The following is a 17,887-nucleotide window of genomic DNA, read 5'->3' on the forward strand; positions in this document are numbered from 1 at the left end:
TCATGAGCACTTTCAGCACCTACGATTCGACCGTCAATTCCTTCTACCTGGCCTTCTACGGCCGTCCGGCGGACCCGGCCGGCCTGAAATTCTGGTCCCAGCAGCTCGCCAACAACGACGGCGACCTCGGCGCGATCACGCAAGCCTTCGCCACTTCGGAAGAAGCGCAAATTCGCTTCGGCACCGACAGCGTCAACGACCGCATCGCCGAGATCTACCAGCAGCTGTTCCACCGTGCCCCCGACGCCACCGGCCTGGAATACTGGACCGACGTGGTCGCGAAAGGCCATGCCTCGATGGCCGACGTCGCCGTCGCCATCCTGAAAGGCGCGCAAGGCAGCGACTCCACCCTGTCGCAACTGCGCCAGCAGGCCGCCGACGCCTTCACTGCCGCGGTCGAAGCCGACGGCACCGAATACAGCGGCTATGCCTCGATCGAGGCGGCCCGCATCCTGGTGCGTGGCGTGACCGCCGACGCTACCGCCGCCGACCTGGACGTACTGGTGAAAGCCGCCGTCTCGTTCGCCGATACCGCGACCAAGAACCCGCAAGTGGTCGAGGCGATCGCCGTCAACACCACGCTGCTGGCCCTGTTCGACACCGCGCGCGGCACGAAGGAGCCGGTGGCGCTGGCCAAGGCCCTGGCCGATACCGCCAAGGCAGCCGCCGGCGACCCGGTGACGCTCGAATCGCTGCTGCGCGGCGGCGGCATGGACAAGGTCCTGAAAGTGATGCCGGCCAAGGCCAGCCTGCAAGACGTGGTCGATGCGCTGGGCAAGGGTGGCCTGCCGGCCGCAGTCGAGGTCGTGTACCCGAGCACGCCGTCGGTCCCGTCCCCGACTTTCAGCTTCGAGCTGTCGTTCCAGACCGTCAAGCAAGGCGACTTCGATCTGAACCTCAAGGACAACATCACCAACCAGAGCACGGCTGACGTCACCTTCAGCTACGTCGGCCGCGACCTGCGTGCGGGCCAGCATTTCGAATACAGCCTCGATGGCGTGAACTATAGCGACAAGAACATCGTGACCGACGCCGCGACCAATACCGTGGTGTTGAAAGGTGTTCAACTGGGCCATCCGCAGCACATCACCACCTTCGTCTCGCCAGACGTCTCGGTCATCTCGCCAGTGGTGCCGCTGCCGACCCTGCCGAACCTGCCGAACCTGCCGAACCTGCCGAACCTGCCGATTATCCCGCTGCCGACGCTGCCGACGCTGCCGACCCTGCCGACCGTGCCTAACGTGCCAAACCTTGATCCTTTCAACAAGGTGACCACGATTTACGTTCGCGCGGTCGACTCGAGTGGCGCCTCCACCATGCCTTTCGTTCAAACGATCGTGTACGACGGCTTCGTGACGCAGCCCCTGGTCGCACTGAAGAACGACACTTTCCACAAGCAACTCGGCAACAATACGGATCTGGTGACCAAGGACGGCACGCTGGACGTGACCAATGTGGAACCGGGCGCCAAGGTCGAGTATGTCGTGATGTCGCAGACCGGCCCATCCAGCCTGCCGACCAGCACCCCTAACTCGAACTCGAACTCGAATACGGGCTTCGACCAGCCTCCAGTCAACGCCGAATGGACCAAGGCCCCGCAATACGAGCAAGGCCTGAACACCGTCTGGGTGCGCGTGACTGACATCGCCGGCAACCAGAGCTTCCGTAAATTCGATTTCACACTCGACAGCGTAGCGCCAAAGACCCCGACCATCGAGCTGCACAGCAACAGCAGCCCGTCAGCAACCTCGGTGCAGATCGACATCAGCGGCCTGGAAGACGGTCCAAACAGCGCATGGGAATATAGCCTTAACGGCGGCACCACCTGGATTACCGGCAACCAAGCCGCCGTCAACGGCGACGCCACCCTTACCGTGACCAGCGTCGGCACCAGCAACGTGGTAGTGCGCCAGTTCGACCAGGCTGGCAATGTCGGTCAGCAGACCACGGCGCTGAAAGTCACGATCGAAGAAGCGCCGAAGCTGATCATCTCGGCCAATGAGATCGGCCTCATGGTGCAGACCAACGTAGCTGGCGACATCGTGCTGGGAACGGTCGCTCCATCGTCGGAGACCTCGCCCGCGCTCGCACTCGGCACGTCGCCAAATTCCGCGTTCACCCTGGTAGCGCAGCAAGCCACGCCGATGAGCGGCGTGATCACCGTCCTCAAGTCGGATAACACGCAGGTGCGCGATCAATACGCGACCGAGTACAAGCTTGGCAGCGGCGCAAACGACACCATCTCCGGCGCACGCGCCTGGGGCTTCGACGGCGACGACATCATGACCGCCACGACCAGCTCGAGCTCCAGCTTCGCGATCCTGTACGGCGGCAATGGCAATGACAAGCTCACCGCCCTCCATGGCGATCGCCTGTATGGCGGCGCAGGGGACGACGAGCTCATCAGCAGCAGTGCACGCGACCTCCTCGTGGGCGGCAGCGGCGCCGATATCATCCGCACCAATGGCGGCCCGGACCTCATCGAAATCGAAAAATTCTCGGATTCGAACATGATCGTCACGCTGGAAAACGGATCGTTGGTGACAGGCGGCTATGACGTGGTCTATGTGACCGACTACAGCAAGATCGAATTCAGCCTGCCAGGAACCGTCAAGCACGCTGTCAAAGGAACCCTGGATACGCCGGCCAGCGAAACGGCCGAGGATGTCTACGCGGCGCTTACCTCTGGCTACAATCTCGCGGCAAATGGCGTGGCAGACACTGCCGTTCTGCTCAATGGCATGGGTGTGCAGTACCTCGTCCTGGACAACGGCGACCAGAAGATCGACCACACCGACATCGTGATCCAGATCGTTGCCGACGTCCAGATCGTGGGCTCGAACAACATCTCTATCGAAAACGGTAATGTCATGTACATGAACGGCCTTCCTGACTAACCCGTCGCAGTAAAGCACCAATCGCGTCCCGCTGCGGCGGGACGTCAAAAGGCCCCCGCATTCGCTGGAATGCGGGGGCCTTTCTTATAGGCGCTGTCACCGTTATCTGTGGATGACCCCGAATTGCACTGCGCAGCAATTTCTCGACGGATGTAACCCTCCCGCCATCGAGTGCCCAATGCCAGCCCAGATAGTTGGGGAGCCAGCGCGACGCCACGCCATGGAAGCGCGCCAGCCATTGCTTGAAGCGCCGGTGGTAGGCGTTCACATTTTGAACATGGATCGCGCCTTCGGCACCGTTGCGGACGTGTTCGCCGGCGCTGAGATTGACGGCCTGGTGGGCGATGCCATGGGCTCGGGCAAAGGCGGGATAGGCAGCGTTGGCATCGGTGACCAGCAGCGCTTCGGGATCGAGTTTTGGCAGCAAGTGTTTGACCAGCTGGGCCACCTTCAAGGCGCCGCGACCGGTCACGGCGTCGATGGTCTGGCCGCTGCGGTCGCGCGCTACCAGGATGCAGTCGAGGTGATGCGAAATGCCGCGCAGGGCCGCCTTGCCGCCCCGCTTGCGCGACTTGCGATCGAGCTTGCGTGAACCCTTCTGCGATTCGAGCAGGAACGTCTCGTCGGCCTCGACGATTCCGAGCAGGCGCTCGGCCCGGTCGTCCTTGACCCGGTCGAGAAAGCGATGGCGCCAGCGAAAGGTGGTGTTGGGGTGCACGCCGAGCCGCTTGGCAGCAGAGCGGACCGTGCGCGAATCGAGCACCGTGTCGAGATAATCGAGCCACTTGCCCTTGTGCCTGAGCCGCGCCAGCGGTGTGCCCGTCAGGTCGTTGAAGGTGCGACCGCATGCGCAACAGCGATAACGTTGCAAGTCGTTGGCCTGGCCGTGCCGGTGGCAGCGCTCGCAGCCGCAATCCGGGCAGCAGCGCCCCTTCGATCGGATCTCTCCGATAAGGGCGACCACCCGGTCGAGCCCGGCTGCCGGATGCAGGGCAGCGAGCACCTGCTGACGCTGCGGCTGGTTCAGTTGAGGCAGCTGGGCGAACAGCTTCTCAAACTTAGGCGCTTTCATCGTGAACTCCCGGTCGATGACGACCAGGATTGGACCTCGGATCAGCTCAGCAGTTCAATGCTCATCCATATCTAACGGGTACATCGCCTTCTTATATGGCATGCGGCGGCGCACAGGGCGCCGCACTGCAAGACGCGACCAGAACTCAGCCGTTATTCACCACCAGCCGCGGCTCGCCCTGCGCCACCTGGCGCGCGCGAATCGACGCCGCGATGCCATTGGCATCCAGGCCGACCGACGCCAGCAGCGCTGCCGGATCGCCCTGATCGATGAAGCTGTCCGGCAGGCCCAGGTTGAGCACCGGCTTGGCGATGCCAGCTTCGGCCAGCGCTTCCATCACGGCGGCGCCGGCGCCGCCCATGATGCAGCCCTCTTCCACCGTCACCAGGAAGTCGTGCTCCTGCGCCAGGCGCTTGACCAGTTCGACGTCGAGCGGCTTCACGAAGCGCATATTGGCCACGGTCGCATCGAGTTCCTCGCCCGCCTTCAGGCTTGGCGCCACCATCGAGCCGAACGCCAGGATCGCGACGTCCTTGCCGGTGCGGCGCACTTCGCCCTTGCCGATCTCGATCGAGGTCAAGGCCTCGACGATCGGGGCGCCGACGCCGGCGCCGCGCGGATAGCGCACCGCGGCCGGGCCGGGATAGTGATAGGCGGTGGTCAGCATCTGGCGGCACTCGTTCTCGTCCGACGCCGCCATCACGACCATGTTCGGGATGCAGCGCAGATAAGCCAGGTCGTAGTTGCCGGCGTGGGTCGCGCCGTCGGCGCCGACCAGGCCCGCGCGGTCGAGCGCAAAGGTCACGTCCAGGTTTTGCAGCGCCACGTCGTGGATCAGCTGGTCGTAGGCGCGCTGCAGGAAGGTCGAATAGATGGCGACCACCGGCTTGACGCCTTCGGTGGCCATGCCGGCCGCGAAGGTCACCGAGTGCTGTTCGGCGATGCCGACGTCGAAGTAACGCTGCGGGTACTCCTGGTGGAAGCGCACCATGCCCGAGCCTTCGCGCATGGCGGGCGTGATGCCGACCAGGCGCTTATCCGCCGCTGCCATATCGCACAGCCAGTTGCCGAATACCTCGGTGTAGGTGATCTTGCCTGGCGCGGTGGCCGGCTTGATGCCCTCGAGGTGATTGAACTTGCCGGTGCCGTGGTACAGGATCGGCTCGGCCTCGGCCAGCTTGTAGCCCTGGCCCTTCTTGGTCACCACGTGCAAGAATTGCGGGCCCTTAAGCTTCTTGATGTTTTCCAGCGTCGGGATCAGCGAATCGAGATCATGGCCGTCGATCGGGCCAATGTAATTGAAGCCGAATTCCTCGAACATCGTGGCCGGGACCACCATGCCCTTGGCGTGTTCCTCGAGCTTGCGCGCCAGATCGAGCACCGGCGCCGGCAGCACGCTCTTGCCCACGTTCTTGGCGGCGGCGTAGAACTGGCCCGACAGCAGGCGCGCCAGGTAGCGGTTCAGGGCGCCGACCGGCGGCGAGATCGACATATCGTTGTCGTTCAGGATGACCAGCAGGTTGACGTCGTCCTCGACGCCCGCGTTATTGAGCGCCTCGAACGCCATGCCGGCGGTCATGGAGCCGTCGCCGATGACGGCGATCGCATGGCGGCCCTCGCCCTTGATCTTGGCCGCTGCGGCCATGCCCAGCGCCGCCGAGATCGAGGTCGACGAGTGGGCGGTGCCGAAGGTGTCGTACTCGCTCTCGTCGCGCTTCGGGAAGCCCGACAGGCCGTTCAGCTGGCGCAATGTGGGCATGCGGCCGCGGCGGCCGGTGAGGATCTTGTGCGAATAGGTCTGGTGGCCGACGTCCCACACGATGCGGTCGCGCGGCGTGTCGTACACGTAGTGCAGCGCGATCGTCAGTTCCACCGTGCCCAGGTTGGACGACAGGTGGCCGCCGGTCCTGGACACCGACTCGAGCAGGAACTGGCGCAGCTCGTGCGCCAGCGGGGTGAGCTGGGTGCGCGGCAGCTTGCGCAGGTCGGATGGGTCGTTGATTTTTTCTAGCAGGTTCATTTAGGCCTTCCGCTGCACGATCAGGTCTGCCAGTTCGCGCAGACGCTGTGCTTTGTCTCCAAATGGCGCCAGCGCTTCGTGCGCGTCACGCCGCAGTTGCTCGGCCAGCGCGCGCGATGGCTCCAGGCCGAGGATCGACACATAGGTCGGTTTGTTGTCGGCCGCGTCCTTGCCGGCGGTCTTGCCCAGCGTGGCCGAATCGGCGGTGGCGTCGAGCACATCGTCGACCACCTGGAACGCCAGTCCCACCGCGGCGGAATAGGCGTCCAATGCCTGCAGCTCTTGCTGCGCCAGGTCGCGGCCGGCGAGCGCGCCGAGCAGCACCGACACGCGCAGCATGGCGCCGGTTTTCAATTGATGCATGCGCTCGAGCTGTTCGCGGGTGAGCGACAGGCCGACGCTATCGAGGTCGATCGCCTGGCCGCCGCACATGCCGGCGGAGCCGGCAGCTTGCGCCAGCAGGCGCACCATCGTCAACTGGCGCGCCGGCGGCACCGCCGCGCTGTCGGTGCCGGCCACCACCTCGAAAGCTTGCGCCTGCAAGGTGTCGCCGACCAGCAGCGCGGTCGCTTCGTCATAGGCCACGTGCACCGTCGGCTTGCCGCGGCGCAGGGCGTCGTCGTCCATGCACGGCATGTCGTCGTGCACCAGCGAATACACGTGGATCATTTCGACCGCGCTCGCGACCCGGGCCAGCGTTTGCGGATCGGCGTCGAACAGCGCGCCGGCGGCATACGCCAGCAGCGGGCGTACGCGCTTGCCGCCACCGAGCGTGGTGTAGCGCATCGCTTCGTGCAGCTTGTGCGGGACGCGGTCGGCTGGGGGCAGGAAGGTGTCGAGCGCTTCCTCGACCCTGGCCTGGACGGCGCGGGTCCAGGCGCTGAAATCCTGCGCCGTCATGAGGTCTGGCGTCATTGAGCCGCCTCGTCGTCGCTGAATGGCTTGAGCATGTCGCCTTCGAGCACCTTGACCTGGGACTCGACTTTTTCGAGCTGGGCCGCGCAATACTTGACCAGTTCGGAGCCGCGCGCGTAGGCCGCGACCGAGGCTTCCAGCGGCAAGGCGCCGGACTCCATCTGTGTCACGAGCTGGGCCAGTTCGGCCATCGCCTGCTCGAAGGATTGCGGAGGCGCAGCTGCTGCTGCCGGCGCGCTATCCGCTGTCATATTCTTTGCCATAAGTCGCTATCGTGAAGGCGCCCAGTTGTGCGCCGTGGGTCAGTCCAATCGCGTATTTTAGATCAATCCCACCCCACGGGGGGCGCACATTGCAGCATTCACAACTAGCAAGTGCGTCAACAATCCGGTCGACGCCCCCACCCTGCCCTTTTTTCCGACATGAAAACCATGCCTCATCGGCAACACATCAAACCCCGCGCACCACAAACTCGCGCCGGCCCAAGACGGTAGAGCCTGTTACGCAGTATAATCTCCGGTTCTGTCCGAAATACCGTATTCCTCTACTTAAATACTGGTCTTTGGATTCTTTCTCTTCTTTGGAAGCTACCTTAAAGGGGGGTTGGGATGTCCGATCTGGCTACCCACGCCAAGCTGGCGCGCTCGAACGCACAGCTTCCGGTAAATGTTTATTTTGACGACGCGCTCCTCAAGCGCGAGATGCAGCAACTGTTCCACAATGGCCCGCGCTATATCGGCCATGAATTGATGGTGCCGGAAACCGGGGACTTCGCGACGCTCGCCTCGGAGCACGAAGGCCGCATGCTGGTGCGTAATGCGGGCGGCATCGAAGTGCTGTCCAACGTCTGCCGCCATCGCCAGGCGCTGATGTTCAATGGCCGCGGCAATGCGAAGAACATCGTGTGCCCGCTGCACCGCTGGACCTATGACCTGAAGGGCGAATTGATCGGCGCACCGCATTTCGCGGACACGCCGTGCCTGAACCTGTCCAAGACCCCGCTGCAGAACTGGAACGGCCTGCTGTTCGAACAGAACGGCTACAACGTGATGGACAAGCTGGGCAAGCTGTCGGTGACGAAGGACCTCGACTTCTCGGGCTATATGTTCGACCACGTCGAAATCCACGAGTGCGACTACAACTGGAAGACCTTCATCGAGGTCTACCTGGAGGACTACCACGTCGAACCGTTCCACCCGGGCCTGGGCAACTTCGTCTCGTGCGACGACCTGAAATGGGAATTCGGCAGCGACTACAGCGTGCAGACCGTGGGCGTGAACCGCGCGCTGCAGAAGGCCGGCTCGCCGGCCTACAAGCGCTGGCAGGAACAGGTCCTGAAGTTCAACAACGGCCAGCCGCCCAAGTACGGCGCGATCTGGCTGACGCTGTACCCGAATATCATGGTCGAGTGGTACCCGAACGTGCTGGTGGTGTCGACCCTGTGGCCGGACGGCCCGCAGAAGACCCGCAACGTGGTCGAGTTCTACTACCCCGAAGAGATCGTGCTGTTCGAGCGCGAATTCGTCGAGGCCGAGCGCGCCGCCTATATGGAGACCGCGGTCGAGGACGACGAGATCGGCCTGCGCATGGACGCCGGCCGCAAGATCCTGGTGGCGCGCGGCGTCAACGAAGTCGGTCCCTACCAGTCGCCGATGGAAGACGGCATGCAGCACTTCCACGAGTGGTATCGCAGCAGGATCGCCTTGTAACCCCTTAAGTACTAAAACCGGCGCCGCACCCTGGCGCCACGGACCGCGCGGCGCCAATGCCGCACGGTCTTTCACTGGAAATCCGATGGCTTCCCTCTGGATGTTGTACGCCAGCTTCGCGTTCGCCGCCATGGGCGCGGGCGTGAAGCTGGCTTCCGAGTTCTATTCCACCTCCGAACTGCTGATGTACCGGGGCCTGATCGGCACCCTCATCCTGCTGCTCATGGTGCGCCACCAGGGCGGCACCTTCAAGACGGATTTCGGCAAGGCCCACCTGTGGCGCAGCCTGGTCGGCGTGACCTCGCTGTGGCTGTGGTTCTTCGCGATCGGCCGCCTGCCGCTGGCCACCGCGATGACGCTCAACTACATGGCCCCGATCTGGATCGCGGCCGGGATGTTCGCCATGGGCTGGTGGACCAAGACCAAGCATGCCGAATGGCCGCTGGTAGTGGCGATCGCCTCCAGCTTCTTCGGCGTGACCATGGTGCTGCAGCCGGCGGTCGAGAGCCAGCAGTGGCTGGGCGGCCTGGCCGGTGTGTGCTCGTCGATGATCTCGGCCATGGCCTATATGCAGGTGCGTAAACTCGGCCAGCTGGGAGAGCCCGAATACCGCGTGGTGTTCTACTTCTCGCTGACCACGACCGTGGTCGGCCTGTTTGCGACCGTGGCCGGCGACGGCCCGCAGGGCGCCCTGTTCCATTCGCACACCCCGTACGGCTTCCTGCTGCTGCTGGGGATCGGCGGCGCCGCCCTGATCGCCCAGATGTGCATGACCCGCGCCTACCGCGTGGGCAAGGTGCTGGTGGTGGCCAACCTGCAGTACACCGGCATCGTGTTCTCCACCCTGTGGGGCCTGATCCTGTGGGGCGACGCCTTCGACTGGCATGTGTGGCTGGGCATCGGCGTGATCCTGCTCTCGGGACTGGCCGCGACGTTCTACAATACCCGCAAGACGGCGCGCGGCGCCGTCGTCAAGGACCAGGACCCCGTGGTCAGCGAATCGTAGAAGGAGACTTTACGCCATGTTCAAGACCCTGATTTCGGCCAGCCAGCTGGCCGCCCATATCGACGACCCGAAGTGGGTGTTGGTGGACTGCCGCCATGACCTGATGAACCTCGCGGCCGGGCGCGACAGCTATGCCGCCGGCCACCTGCCGAACGCGGTGTTCGCCGACATCGAGACCGTGCTGTCGGGCGCCAAGCGCGGGCCTGACGGCGCATTCCTCGGCCGCCATCCGCTGCCGGAGAAGGAAGCGCTGGCCGAAGCCCTGCGGGCTTTCGGCATCGACGACGACACGCAAGTGGTCGCCTACGACGCCCACGGCGGCATGTTCGCGGCGCGCCTGTGGTGGCTGCTGCGCTGGCTGGGCCACGAGGCGGTGGCGGTGCTCGATGGCGGTATGGCGGCCTGGCAGGCGCTGGGCCAGCCCTTGTCGACCGAGGTCCCCGTCAAGCCGCATGGGTCGCTGAGCATCCGCGCGCCCTTCGTGCCGACGGTGACGGTGCGCGAGGTGATGGACAACCTGGAGAGCGGCCGGCGTATCGTGATCGACGCCCGCGCGGCCGACCGCTTCCGCGGCGAGAACGAGACCATCGACCCGGTGGGTGGCCACATCCCGGGCGCGAAGAACCGCTTCTTCAAGGACAACCTGCAGGCGGACGGCCGGTTCAAGAATCCGGAAGACTTGCGCGCGGAGTTCGGCGCCCTGGTCGACGATCCGCAACGCGCCATCATGCAGTGCGGCTCGGGCGTGACCGCGTGTCACAACCTGCTGGCGCTGGAAGTGGCGGGCATGCCGGGGGCGAGCCTGTATCCGGGATCGTGGAGCGAGTGGGTCGGCGATCCGGCGCGGCCGGTCGCGAAAGGCGCGGATTGAACGACAAAGGGCTTCTTGATGAAGCCCTTTGTTTTAGAAAGCGTGCAGCGCCACCACGATCGCCACCCCCAGGCCGATCAGGACCACCTGCGGCACCGTTTCCTTGAGCGTCGCCCGGCGCTGCATCTGCGGCATCAGGTCGCTCACCGCGATATAGATGAATCCCGACGACGCGAACACCAGCACATACGGAATCAGCCCGCTGGCCTGGTCCAGCGTAAAGTAGCCCAGCAGGCCGCCCGCCACCGCCAGCAGGCTGCACAGCAGGTTGAACACATAGGCGCGCAGGCGCGAGAAGCCGGCGTTGAGCAGGACGATGAAGTCGCCGATCTCTTGCGGGATTTCATGGGCGACGATGGCCAGTGCGGTCACGATGCCCAGTTCCGGGTCGGCCAGGAAGGCCGCCGCGATCAGGATGCCGTCGGTGAAGTTGTGCATGCCGTCGCCGAGCAGGATCATCCAGCCCGACTTGCCGGCCTCGCGCGCGTCATGGCCGTGGGCGTGGTGGTGTCCGTCGCCCTCGTGGTGGTGCGAGTGGCGCAGCAGCGCCACCTTTTCCAGTAGAAAGAACGCCAGCAGGCCCGCCAGCAGCGTGGCGAACAGGCTCTTGATGTCGGCGCCCGATTCGAAGGCTTCCGGCAGTGCGTGCAGCAGCGACGTCGCCAGCATGATGCCGACCGACAGGCTGACCATCTTTTCGACCACTTTCGACAGCAGGGCGAACGAGAAAAGCGCAGCCCCGGAAATGCTGACGACGCCGGCGATCACGGTCGCCAGCAGGATGGAACTCAGGGTCGGGTCGAAAAGCGGGTCGATTTGAAAGCCTCTTGTTCTGTTCTTGCGACGATCCGCAAACCGGGCATTGTACCGCTCCCGGCCTGCGGTCGTCCAAGAGCCTGTCTAAAGAGACAGGCTTGCAGGCGTCAGGCGACGCCGTGCTTGCGGAACCAGGCCAGCGCGCGGTTCCAGCCATCCTTGGCGTCGGCCTCGTTGTAGTTCGGGCGGTAGTCGGCGTGGAAGGCGTGGTCGGCATCCGGATACACGTGGATGGTCGACCGGCTGTTGCCCTTGTCGAGGGCGGCCTGCATGCGCTTGACCGTGTCCAGCGGGATGCCGCCGTCCTTGCCGCCGTACAGGCCCAGCACCGGCACCTTGAGGTTCTGGGCGACGTCGACCGGGTGCTTGGGCGTCAATGGCGTCGGCTCGCCCACCAGGCGGCCATACCAGGCCACGCCGGCCTTGACGTCCAGGTTGTGGGCCGCGTACAGCCAGGTGATGCGGCCGCCCCAGCAGAAACCGGTGATCCCCAGCTTGGTGGTGTCGCCGCCGCGCTGCTTGGCCCAGGCCACCACGGTGTCGAGGTCGGACATGACCTGCGCGTCCGGCGTCTTCGAGACGATGTTCTTGATCAGCTCAGCGGTATTGGGCGCCTTGGTCGCATCGCCCTGGCGCACGAACAGGTCGGGCGCGATCGCCATATAACCCTGCTTGGCGAAGCGGCGCGCCACGTCCTTGATATGTTCATGCACGCCGAAGATCTCGGACACCACCAGGATGACCGGAACGTTGGTCTTGCCGCGCGGCTGGGCGCGATAGACGGGCACGTCCTGGCCCTCGATCACGAGGATGCTGTCGGCCGCGTCGAGGCCTTCGGCATCGGTCTGGATCTGGGTTTGCGCGACCACCGGCAGCGCGGCCGCGGCGAAGCCGGTGCCGACCGCCGCCTTTAAAAAGTCGCGCCGCTTCACGCCATCGTCGTAAGCGCTGGCGCCCAGCAGACTGTGGGCATCGTTGACGAGATCTTTCATGGACATCCCCTTTCTGGTCAGTGTTGGACAGGCTTGCCAGTCTAGCATCGCCGGGGCCGGCTGCACGCGCCGCACGGATGAGCGCAAGTCGTGGCCGGAATGACACATATGCGTAAAGAATATTTACGTAATGAGAATGATTCGCATTATAATTCTCATCTTGAAAAATAAAGATCGCGTCGCACCGGTGTGAGTGCCGGGGGCCGAAACGGCCGGCATCCGCGTTCCACACCAACCATCCATGTTCATGACCCATCCATCCCGTCGTTCCGCCCGTCGTTTCATCCTGCATGCCACCGCCACCGCCGTTCTGGGCATCCTGCCAAGCTGGCAGGCCATGGCGGAAGACGCGCCTGAAGTCCCGTCCGTCGTCTCCGAGGTCAAAGTCACCGGCGCCAGGGACGCCACCACCGAAGGCAGCGGCTCGTACACCACGACCGGTCCGCTCGCCACTGGCGCGCGCCTGAACCTCACGCCGCGCGAGACGCCGCAATCGATGTCGATCGTGACGCGCGCACGCATGGAAGAGCAAGGCCTGCAGACGCTGGCCGAGACCATGCAGCAGGTAACCGGCATCTACGTCAACTACAACGACACCGAACGGGTCACGTATAACGCGCGCGGCTACGCAGTAAACAACTTCCAGGTCGACGGCATGCTGAACCTGTTCGGCAGCTCGCTCAAGGCGAACGGCGACAACGTCGTCTACGACCGGATCGAGGTGGTGCGCGGCGCCACCGGCCTGACCACCGGCGCGGGCGATCCCTCCGCCACCATCAACCAGGTGCGCAAGCGTCCGACCAAGTCATTCCAGGGCAATGCCGCCGTGCGCGTTGGCACCCACGACCTGCGACGCGCCGAACTCGACGTGTCGGGTCCGATCGCCTACGAAGGAAAACTGCGCGGCCGCTTCGTCACCGCCAAGCAGGAAGCCAAGTCGTTCCGCCCCTTGTACGAGCAGGACCTGGGCGCGGTCTATGGCATCCTCGAGGCCGACCTCGGTTCGGCCACGACGCTGGCGGTGGGCTACGAGCGCCAGAAATCCGATCCGCGCGGCTCGACCTGGGGCACCGTCCCCTACTGGAATGCCGACGGTTCGCTGGCCAATATGCCGCACGACCTGAACCTGTCCACGCCGTGGGCATCCTGGAATATGGTCGAAAAGAAGACCTTCGCCACGCTCGAACACCGCATCGGCAGCGACTGGCGCTTGCGCGCCGGCTGGACCAAGGCCGACCGCGTGCAGGACGGCAGCCTCTACTTCGGCTATGGCGGCTACCCGCGCGCCGACGGCAGCGGCATCACCGTTGCGTACGGCCGCTTCCCGGCCGACGAGACGATGGACGTGCTCGAGCTGAACATCGACGGCAAGTTCGACCTGTTCGGCCGCCGTCACGACCTGGTCTTCGGCTGGGGCAAGGCCGACCGCGAGACCATCTCGCCGCGGATCACCCTCGGCGCGGTTCCCGCCGGCTATGGCATGATCCCGAACTGGCAGACCTGGACCGGCGACGTGCCCGAGTTCCCGAGCACGGTCGGCGCGCATCCGACCAGCATCAACAACGTCGACCAGAGGGCGGCCTTCGTGGCCACCCGCATGAACCTGTCCGATGCGCTCAAGGCGGTCGTCGGCGCACGCCATGGCAAGTACACGACGCGCACGCGCAACTTCAGCCAAGCGGGGGCGGCAACCAGCACCACGGGCTTCACCAACGACGATATCGTCACTCCCTACGTCGGCCTGCTGTTCGACCTGAACCAGCAATGGACCGCCTATACCGCCTACACCAGCATCTTCCAGCCGCAGAACTTCCGCGATGCGAACAACGAGTTCCTGGATCCGGTCGACGGCAATAATATCGAGGCCGGCGTGAAGGCCGAGCTGTTCGAGCGCCGCCTCAATTTCTCGGCGGCGGTCTTCCGCAGCAAGAAGGACAATGTGGCCGAGATCGACGACAGCGTGCCGCCGAATTCGCTCCCCGGCGCGGCCCAGGCCTATCGCACCACAGGCAAGGGCAATGTGGTCGATGGCGTCGAGGTGGAAGCCTCGGGTCAGCTCATGCGTCAATGGAATCTGTCGGCCGGCTATAGCCACACCCGTTCGCGCAACGCCCAGGGCGCCGCGATCAACACCGTCATCCCGCGCAACCTGCTGCGCGTCTTCACCAGCTACCGCTTCGGCGGCGACGGCCGCTACTCGGTCGGCGGCGGCGTGAACTGGCAAAGCAATCTGTGGAACACGGCGCAAAAGCCGACCGGCAGCTTCAATGCCAGCGGCGCACCGGTCACCGCCACCGCGCGCATCGAACAGGGTTCGATCTGGCTGACGAACCTGATGGCGAGCTACCGCATCAACGAACACCTGACCGCCAGCGTCAATGTGAGCAATGTGTTCGACAAGATCTACTACAACCGGGTGGGCTTCTACAACGGCCTGCACTATGCGGAGCCGCGCACCGCGTCGGCGACCCTGCGCGCCAGCTTCTGAGCCGGCGCCTGCGACAGCCGGACGACTGGAACAGCCCAAGGCCGCCGCGCCGGCCCGGCCACGGTCGGCGCGCTGGTCTCAGTTCCTGGCAATGCCCGCGTCAGCAAGAATCGCTTCGAGCTGCCGTATATCGACCGGCTTGACCAGGTGATGGTCGAAGCCGGCGGCCGCCGTCTGCGCGCGATCCCGCTCCTGGCCATAGCCGGTCACGGCGACGATGACCGCATCGCGAGTGGCCGGCCTGGCGCGAAGGCGCGCCCCCAGCGCGTTTCCATCCATGTCGGGAAGACCGATATCGAGCAGAAACACCTCAGGTGAAACCTGCTCGCACCTGGCGAGCGCGCGCCGCGCATCGTGCTCGACCAGCACCTCGTGACCACTCGATTCGAGCAGCATGGCCAGCATCGAGGCCGCGTCCTGGTTGTCGTCGACGATCATGATGTGCAGCGGCCGCCCTGCCCGCCATTCTGCAGGCGCCACGGCAACAGCGTGCGCATGGCCGCCCGGCAGCGCGGCCGCGGCGGGCAGGCACACCGTGAAGGTGCTTCCCTTGCCCAGGCCGGGACTGTCGCACCCGACACTGCCGCCATGCAGGCCGACCAGGCTTTTCACCAGCGCCAGGCCTAGCCCCAGGCCGCCGAGCGAGCGATCCGATGAACGCTCGGCCTGGCTGAACAGGTCGAAGGCCCGTCCTGCCAGTTCGGGGGCCATGCCGATCCCGTTGTCCGTGACGTGCAGCAGCACCTGCTCGGCGCGCAGCGCGGTCGCGAGCGTGATCCGCCCGCCTTCAGGCGTGTATTTCGCCGCATTGTTCAGGAGATTGGCCAGCACCTGGACCAGGCGCTTGCGATCCCCCATGACGGCCGCGACGTCGCCCGACAGTGCGAGCACCAGATCCTGGTGGCGCGACCGGATCAGGGGCATGACCTGCTCGACCGCGTCGTGCGCGACCTGGCCGATGTCCAGGCGCTCGAGCTGCAGGTGAACCAGGCCGCGTGTGACGCGCGAGACGTCCAGCAAGTCGTCGACCAGGCTCGTCATGTGACGCACCTGGCGGCCGATGATCTGGCTGGTTTGCCGAACCCGGTCTTCGTCCAGCCTGGCGACCTGCAGCAGGTCGGCTGCCGCGCCGATCGGCGCCAGCGGATTGCGCAATTCATGGGCCAGCATGGCGAGGAACTCGTCCTTGCGCTGGTCGGCGATGGTCAGCCGCTCCTGGGCCAGCCTGCGCTCGGTGACATCGCGGAAAAAGAAGGCGATGCCGCCATCCAAGGTGCGCTGGGCCCGGGTTTCTATCCAGACCTGCTGCTTGTCGGGCAAGGTGTGGCCCAGTTCGACGATCTCGGTCTTGCCTGTTGCCATGACGCGACGGTAAGCGGCTTCGGCCTGGGTGCCTGCGACCTCGGGCCAGACGCTCCAGTGGTCATGGCCGATGACCTCTTCGGCACGGCGCTGGGTGAGGCGCAGGCCCTCGGCATTCATGCGCAGGATGGTCCAGTGGCGATCGAGGACCGCGAAGCCTTCTTCCATGCTGTCGAAGATCGTCTGGCTCTGGTCGCGCTCGATGCGCAGCGCCGCCTGCGCCTGGGCCGCCTCGACCGCCGACCAGGTGCGTTCGGCGGTATCCTGCACCAGCCGGATTTCGTGCTCCTGCCAATTGCGCGGCGTTGCGCTCTGCAGCGTCAGCACGACGCCCAGCCTGCCGGCCTTGACATAGGGCACCAGCAGGTCGGCGCGCACGCCGATGCGCGCGTAGGCGTCGGCGTAGGCCGCGCTGCGGCTGTCATGCAAGACATCGCGGTTGACCACGGTCTCGCCGGCGCGCAGGGCTGCCACCACCTCGGGAACGAGCTCGTCCGTGTTCCTGACGCGCCCGGCCAGGCTGTCGGTCCCTGCCGCAGTCCAGTCATGGCGAATGAAGACCGTGCGCTGCGCATCGTCCACTTCGGCATACAGCACGCGCGAGACCTGCAGCTTGTTCCCCAACAGCGCGCATGCCACTTCGGTGACATCGTCGGGGTTGCCGAGCCGGCGAATGCGGTCCGCCAGGTCGAGCTGGAATGCCTGGCGTTCCCTGAGTTCTTCGAGCTGCTGTATTTTCTCGGACAGCGCTTGCTTGGCGCGGTAGGCGTCGGTGACGTCATTTCCCTGGGTGAAGATTCCCGTCACACGCCCGTCGGCGCCGACGATGGGCTGGTACAGCAGATCGACGTAGCGGTCTTCGAGCACGCCGCCAGGCGTACGGCGCAGCGCGATCCGCGTATCGTGCAGCACGACCGGCTGGCCGCTCGAGAATACACCGTCGAGCAGCGCCATGAAACCCTGATCCGCCAGTTCGGGCAATGCCTCGAGCACGGTCTTGCCGACGACGTCCCGGTGCCCGACCAACTCGTAATAGGCCTCGTTGACCATTTCAAACACGTGGTTGCCACCGTTGAGGATCGCGATCGAGCCGGGTGCCTGGTCGAACAGCGTCTGCAACTGGCCGCGCTCGGCGTTGAGGATGCGGATCATCGCTTCGTGCATCTGGGGCCGGTTCATCTGCTGGGGCCGGATCGCCTGCGCGACATCCGGCACCGCATCCGCATCGCGCTTGAGGTAATACTTCCTGGTAGCCGGGTCGAACCGGTACAGCTCGGTCACGTCGATCGCATTTTGCGACACGAAGGCAACCTCGCCATCGCGGTCGAAGACCGGCGTATGGATCGCGCTCCAGAAACGCTCTTCAAAGAACACGCCGTCCGGCCCCGTGAGCGGAACCGCATAGCGCAACAGTGCGCTGGTATGCGGCTTGCGCGTCTCGATCGCCAGCTCGATCGAGATCCTCACCTCGTCGAGGTTGGTCGAATCGGGATCGTGGGGATTGGCCGGAAACGCATCGAAGATATGCTGTCCCACGATGTCCTCGGCGGTGCGCCCGGTCGAGTTCAGATAGGCGGGATTGGCGCCGATTATCATGAACGCCCTGTCGATCAGCAGATAGGGATAGGGCGACGCCGCAAACAGGGCCGAATAGTCTGGTCGAGAAATCATGCAGCATTCTCACACACAGGCGGACGCGCACGCTATTTCGCGATCCGCCATGGGCGCTGGCGCGGCCC

At 64.9% G+C, this 17,887-nt stretch carries 11 protein-coding genes and 1 pseudogene; 5 read left to right on the forward strand and 7 right to left on the reverse strand.

The window, feature by feature from the left end; genetic code table 11:
* The first annotated feature begins 2 nt into the window (after positions 1 to 2).
* Positions 3 to 2,897 (forward strand): DUF4214 domain-containing protein, encoded by a 2,895-nt coding sequence (locus SOM28_RS12775; protein ID WP_320468346.1) that lies wholly within the window; start codon positions 3 to 5, stop codon positions 2,895 to 2,897.
* A 94-nt stretch (positions 2,898 to 2,991) separates the two neighbouring features.
* Here the strand turns inward: SOM28_RS12775 and SOM28_RS12780 are convergent.
* The 4 genes and pseudogenes from SOM28_RS12780 to SOM28_RS12795 form a co-directional block, all read right to left on the reverse strand.
* Positions 2,992 to 3,969, reverse strand: a pseudogene (locus SOM28_RS12780) (IS1595 family transposase); the annotation flags it as partial.
* A gap of 145 nt (positions 3,970 to 4,114) precedes the next feature.
* On the reverse strand, positions 4,115 to 5,989 hold the full coding sequence (gene dxs, locus SOM28_RS12785) for a 1-deoxy-D-xylulose-5-phosphate synthase (RefSeq protein ID WP_320468347.1): 1,875 nt from the start codon (positions 5,987 to 5,989) through the stop codon (positions 4,115 to 4,117).
* On the reverse strand, positions 5,990 to 6,889 hold the full coding sequence (locus tag SOM28_RS12790; protein WP_320468402.1) for a polyprenyl synthetase family protein: 900 nt from the start codon (positions 6,887 to 6,889) through the stop codon (positions 5,990 to 5,992). It lies immediately after the preceding gene.
* Positions 6,890 to 6,900: 11 nt separating this feature from the next.
* Complete coding sequence (locus SOM28_RS12795; RefSeq protein ID WP_229414972.1) at positions 6,901 to 7,155, reverse strand: exodeoxyribonuclease VII small subunit; 255 nt, start codon at positions 7,153 to 7,155, stop codon at positions 6,901 to 6,903.
* A gap of 357 nt (positions 7,156 to 7,512) precedes the next feature.
* On the opposite strand from SOM28_RS12795, the gene SOM28_RS12800 reads away from it, so the two are divergent.
* From SOM28_RS12800 to SOM28_RS12810, 3 genes are all read left to right on the forward strand, one after another.
* On the forward strand, positions 7,513 to 8,613 hold the full coding sequence (locus SOM28_RS12800; protein WP_123070056.1) for an aromatic ring-hydroxylating oxygenase subunit alpha: 1,101 nt from the start codon (positions 7,513 to 7,515) through the stop codon (positions 8,611 to 8,613).
* Positions 8,614 to 8,698: 85 nt separating this feature from the next.
* Positions 8,699 to 9,619 carry a DMT family transporter gene (locus tag SOM28_RS26360; RefSeq protein WP_320468348.1) on the forward strand — a complete coding sequence of 307 codons (921 nt, stop codon included), beginning with the start codon at positions 8,699 to 8,701 and terminating at the stop codon, positions 9,617 to 9,619.
* A 16-nt stretch (positions 9,620 to 9,635) separates the two neighbouring features.
* Positions 9,636 to 10,490: a sulfurtransferase gene (locus SOM28_RS12810; RefSeq protein ID WP_320468349.1), complete on the forward strand. Its 855-nt coding sequence runs from the start codon at positions 9,636 to 9,638 to the stop codon at positions 10,488 to 10,490.
* Between the two features lie 33 nt (positions 10,491 to 10,523).
* Here the strand turns inward: SOM28_RS12810 and SOM28_RS12815 are convergent, their stop codons facing one another.
* The gene (locus SOM28_RS12815; protein WP_229414971.1) at positions 10,524 to 11,258 is read right to left on the reverse strand and encodes a ZIP family metal transporter; all 735 of its coding nucleotides are present in this window, start codon (positions 11,256 to 11,258) and stop codon (positions 10,524 to 10,526) included.
* Positions 11,259 to 11,413: 155 nt separating this feature from the next.
* The gene (locus tag SOM28_RS12820; protein WP_320468350.1) at positions 11,414 to 12,298 is read right to left on the reverse strand and encodes a dienelactone hydrolase family protein; all 885 of its coding nucleotides are present in this window, start codon (positions 12,296 to 12,298) and stop codon (positions 11,414 to 11,416) included.
* 247 nt (positions 12,299 to 12,545) lie between these two features.
* On the opposite strand from SOM28_RS12820, the gene SOM28_RS12825 reads away from it, so the two are divergent.
* Positions 12,546 to 14,786 carry a TonB-dependent siderophore receptor gene (locus SOM28_RS12825; protein WP_320468351.1) on the forward strand — a complete coding sequence of 747 codons (2,241 nt, stop codon included), beginning with the start codon at positions 12,546 to 12,548 and terminating at the stop codon, positions 14,784 to 14,786.
* Between the two features lie 78 nt (positions 14,787 to 14,864).
* On the opposite strand, the gene SOM28_RS12830 is transcribed toward SOM28_RS12825, so the two are convergent.
* Positions 14,865 to 17,819 carry a hybrid sensor histidine kinase/response regulator gene (locus SOM28_RS12830; protein ID WP_320468352.1) on the reverse strand — a complete coding sequence of 985 codons (2,955 nt, stop codon included), beginning with the start codon at positions 17,817 to 17,819 and terminating at the stop codon, positions 14,865 to 14,867.
* Positions 17,820 to 17,887 lie beyond the last annotated feature (68 nt).

It is taken from the genome of Massilia sp. CFBP9026, assembly GCF_034045165.1.
In the GTDB taxonomy this organism is placed as follows: Bacteria; Pseudomonadota; Gammaproteobacteria; order Burkholderiales; family Burkholderiaceae_D; genus Telluria; species Telluria arenae.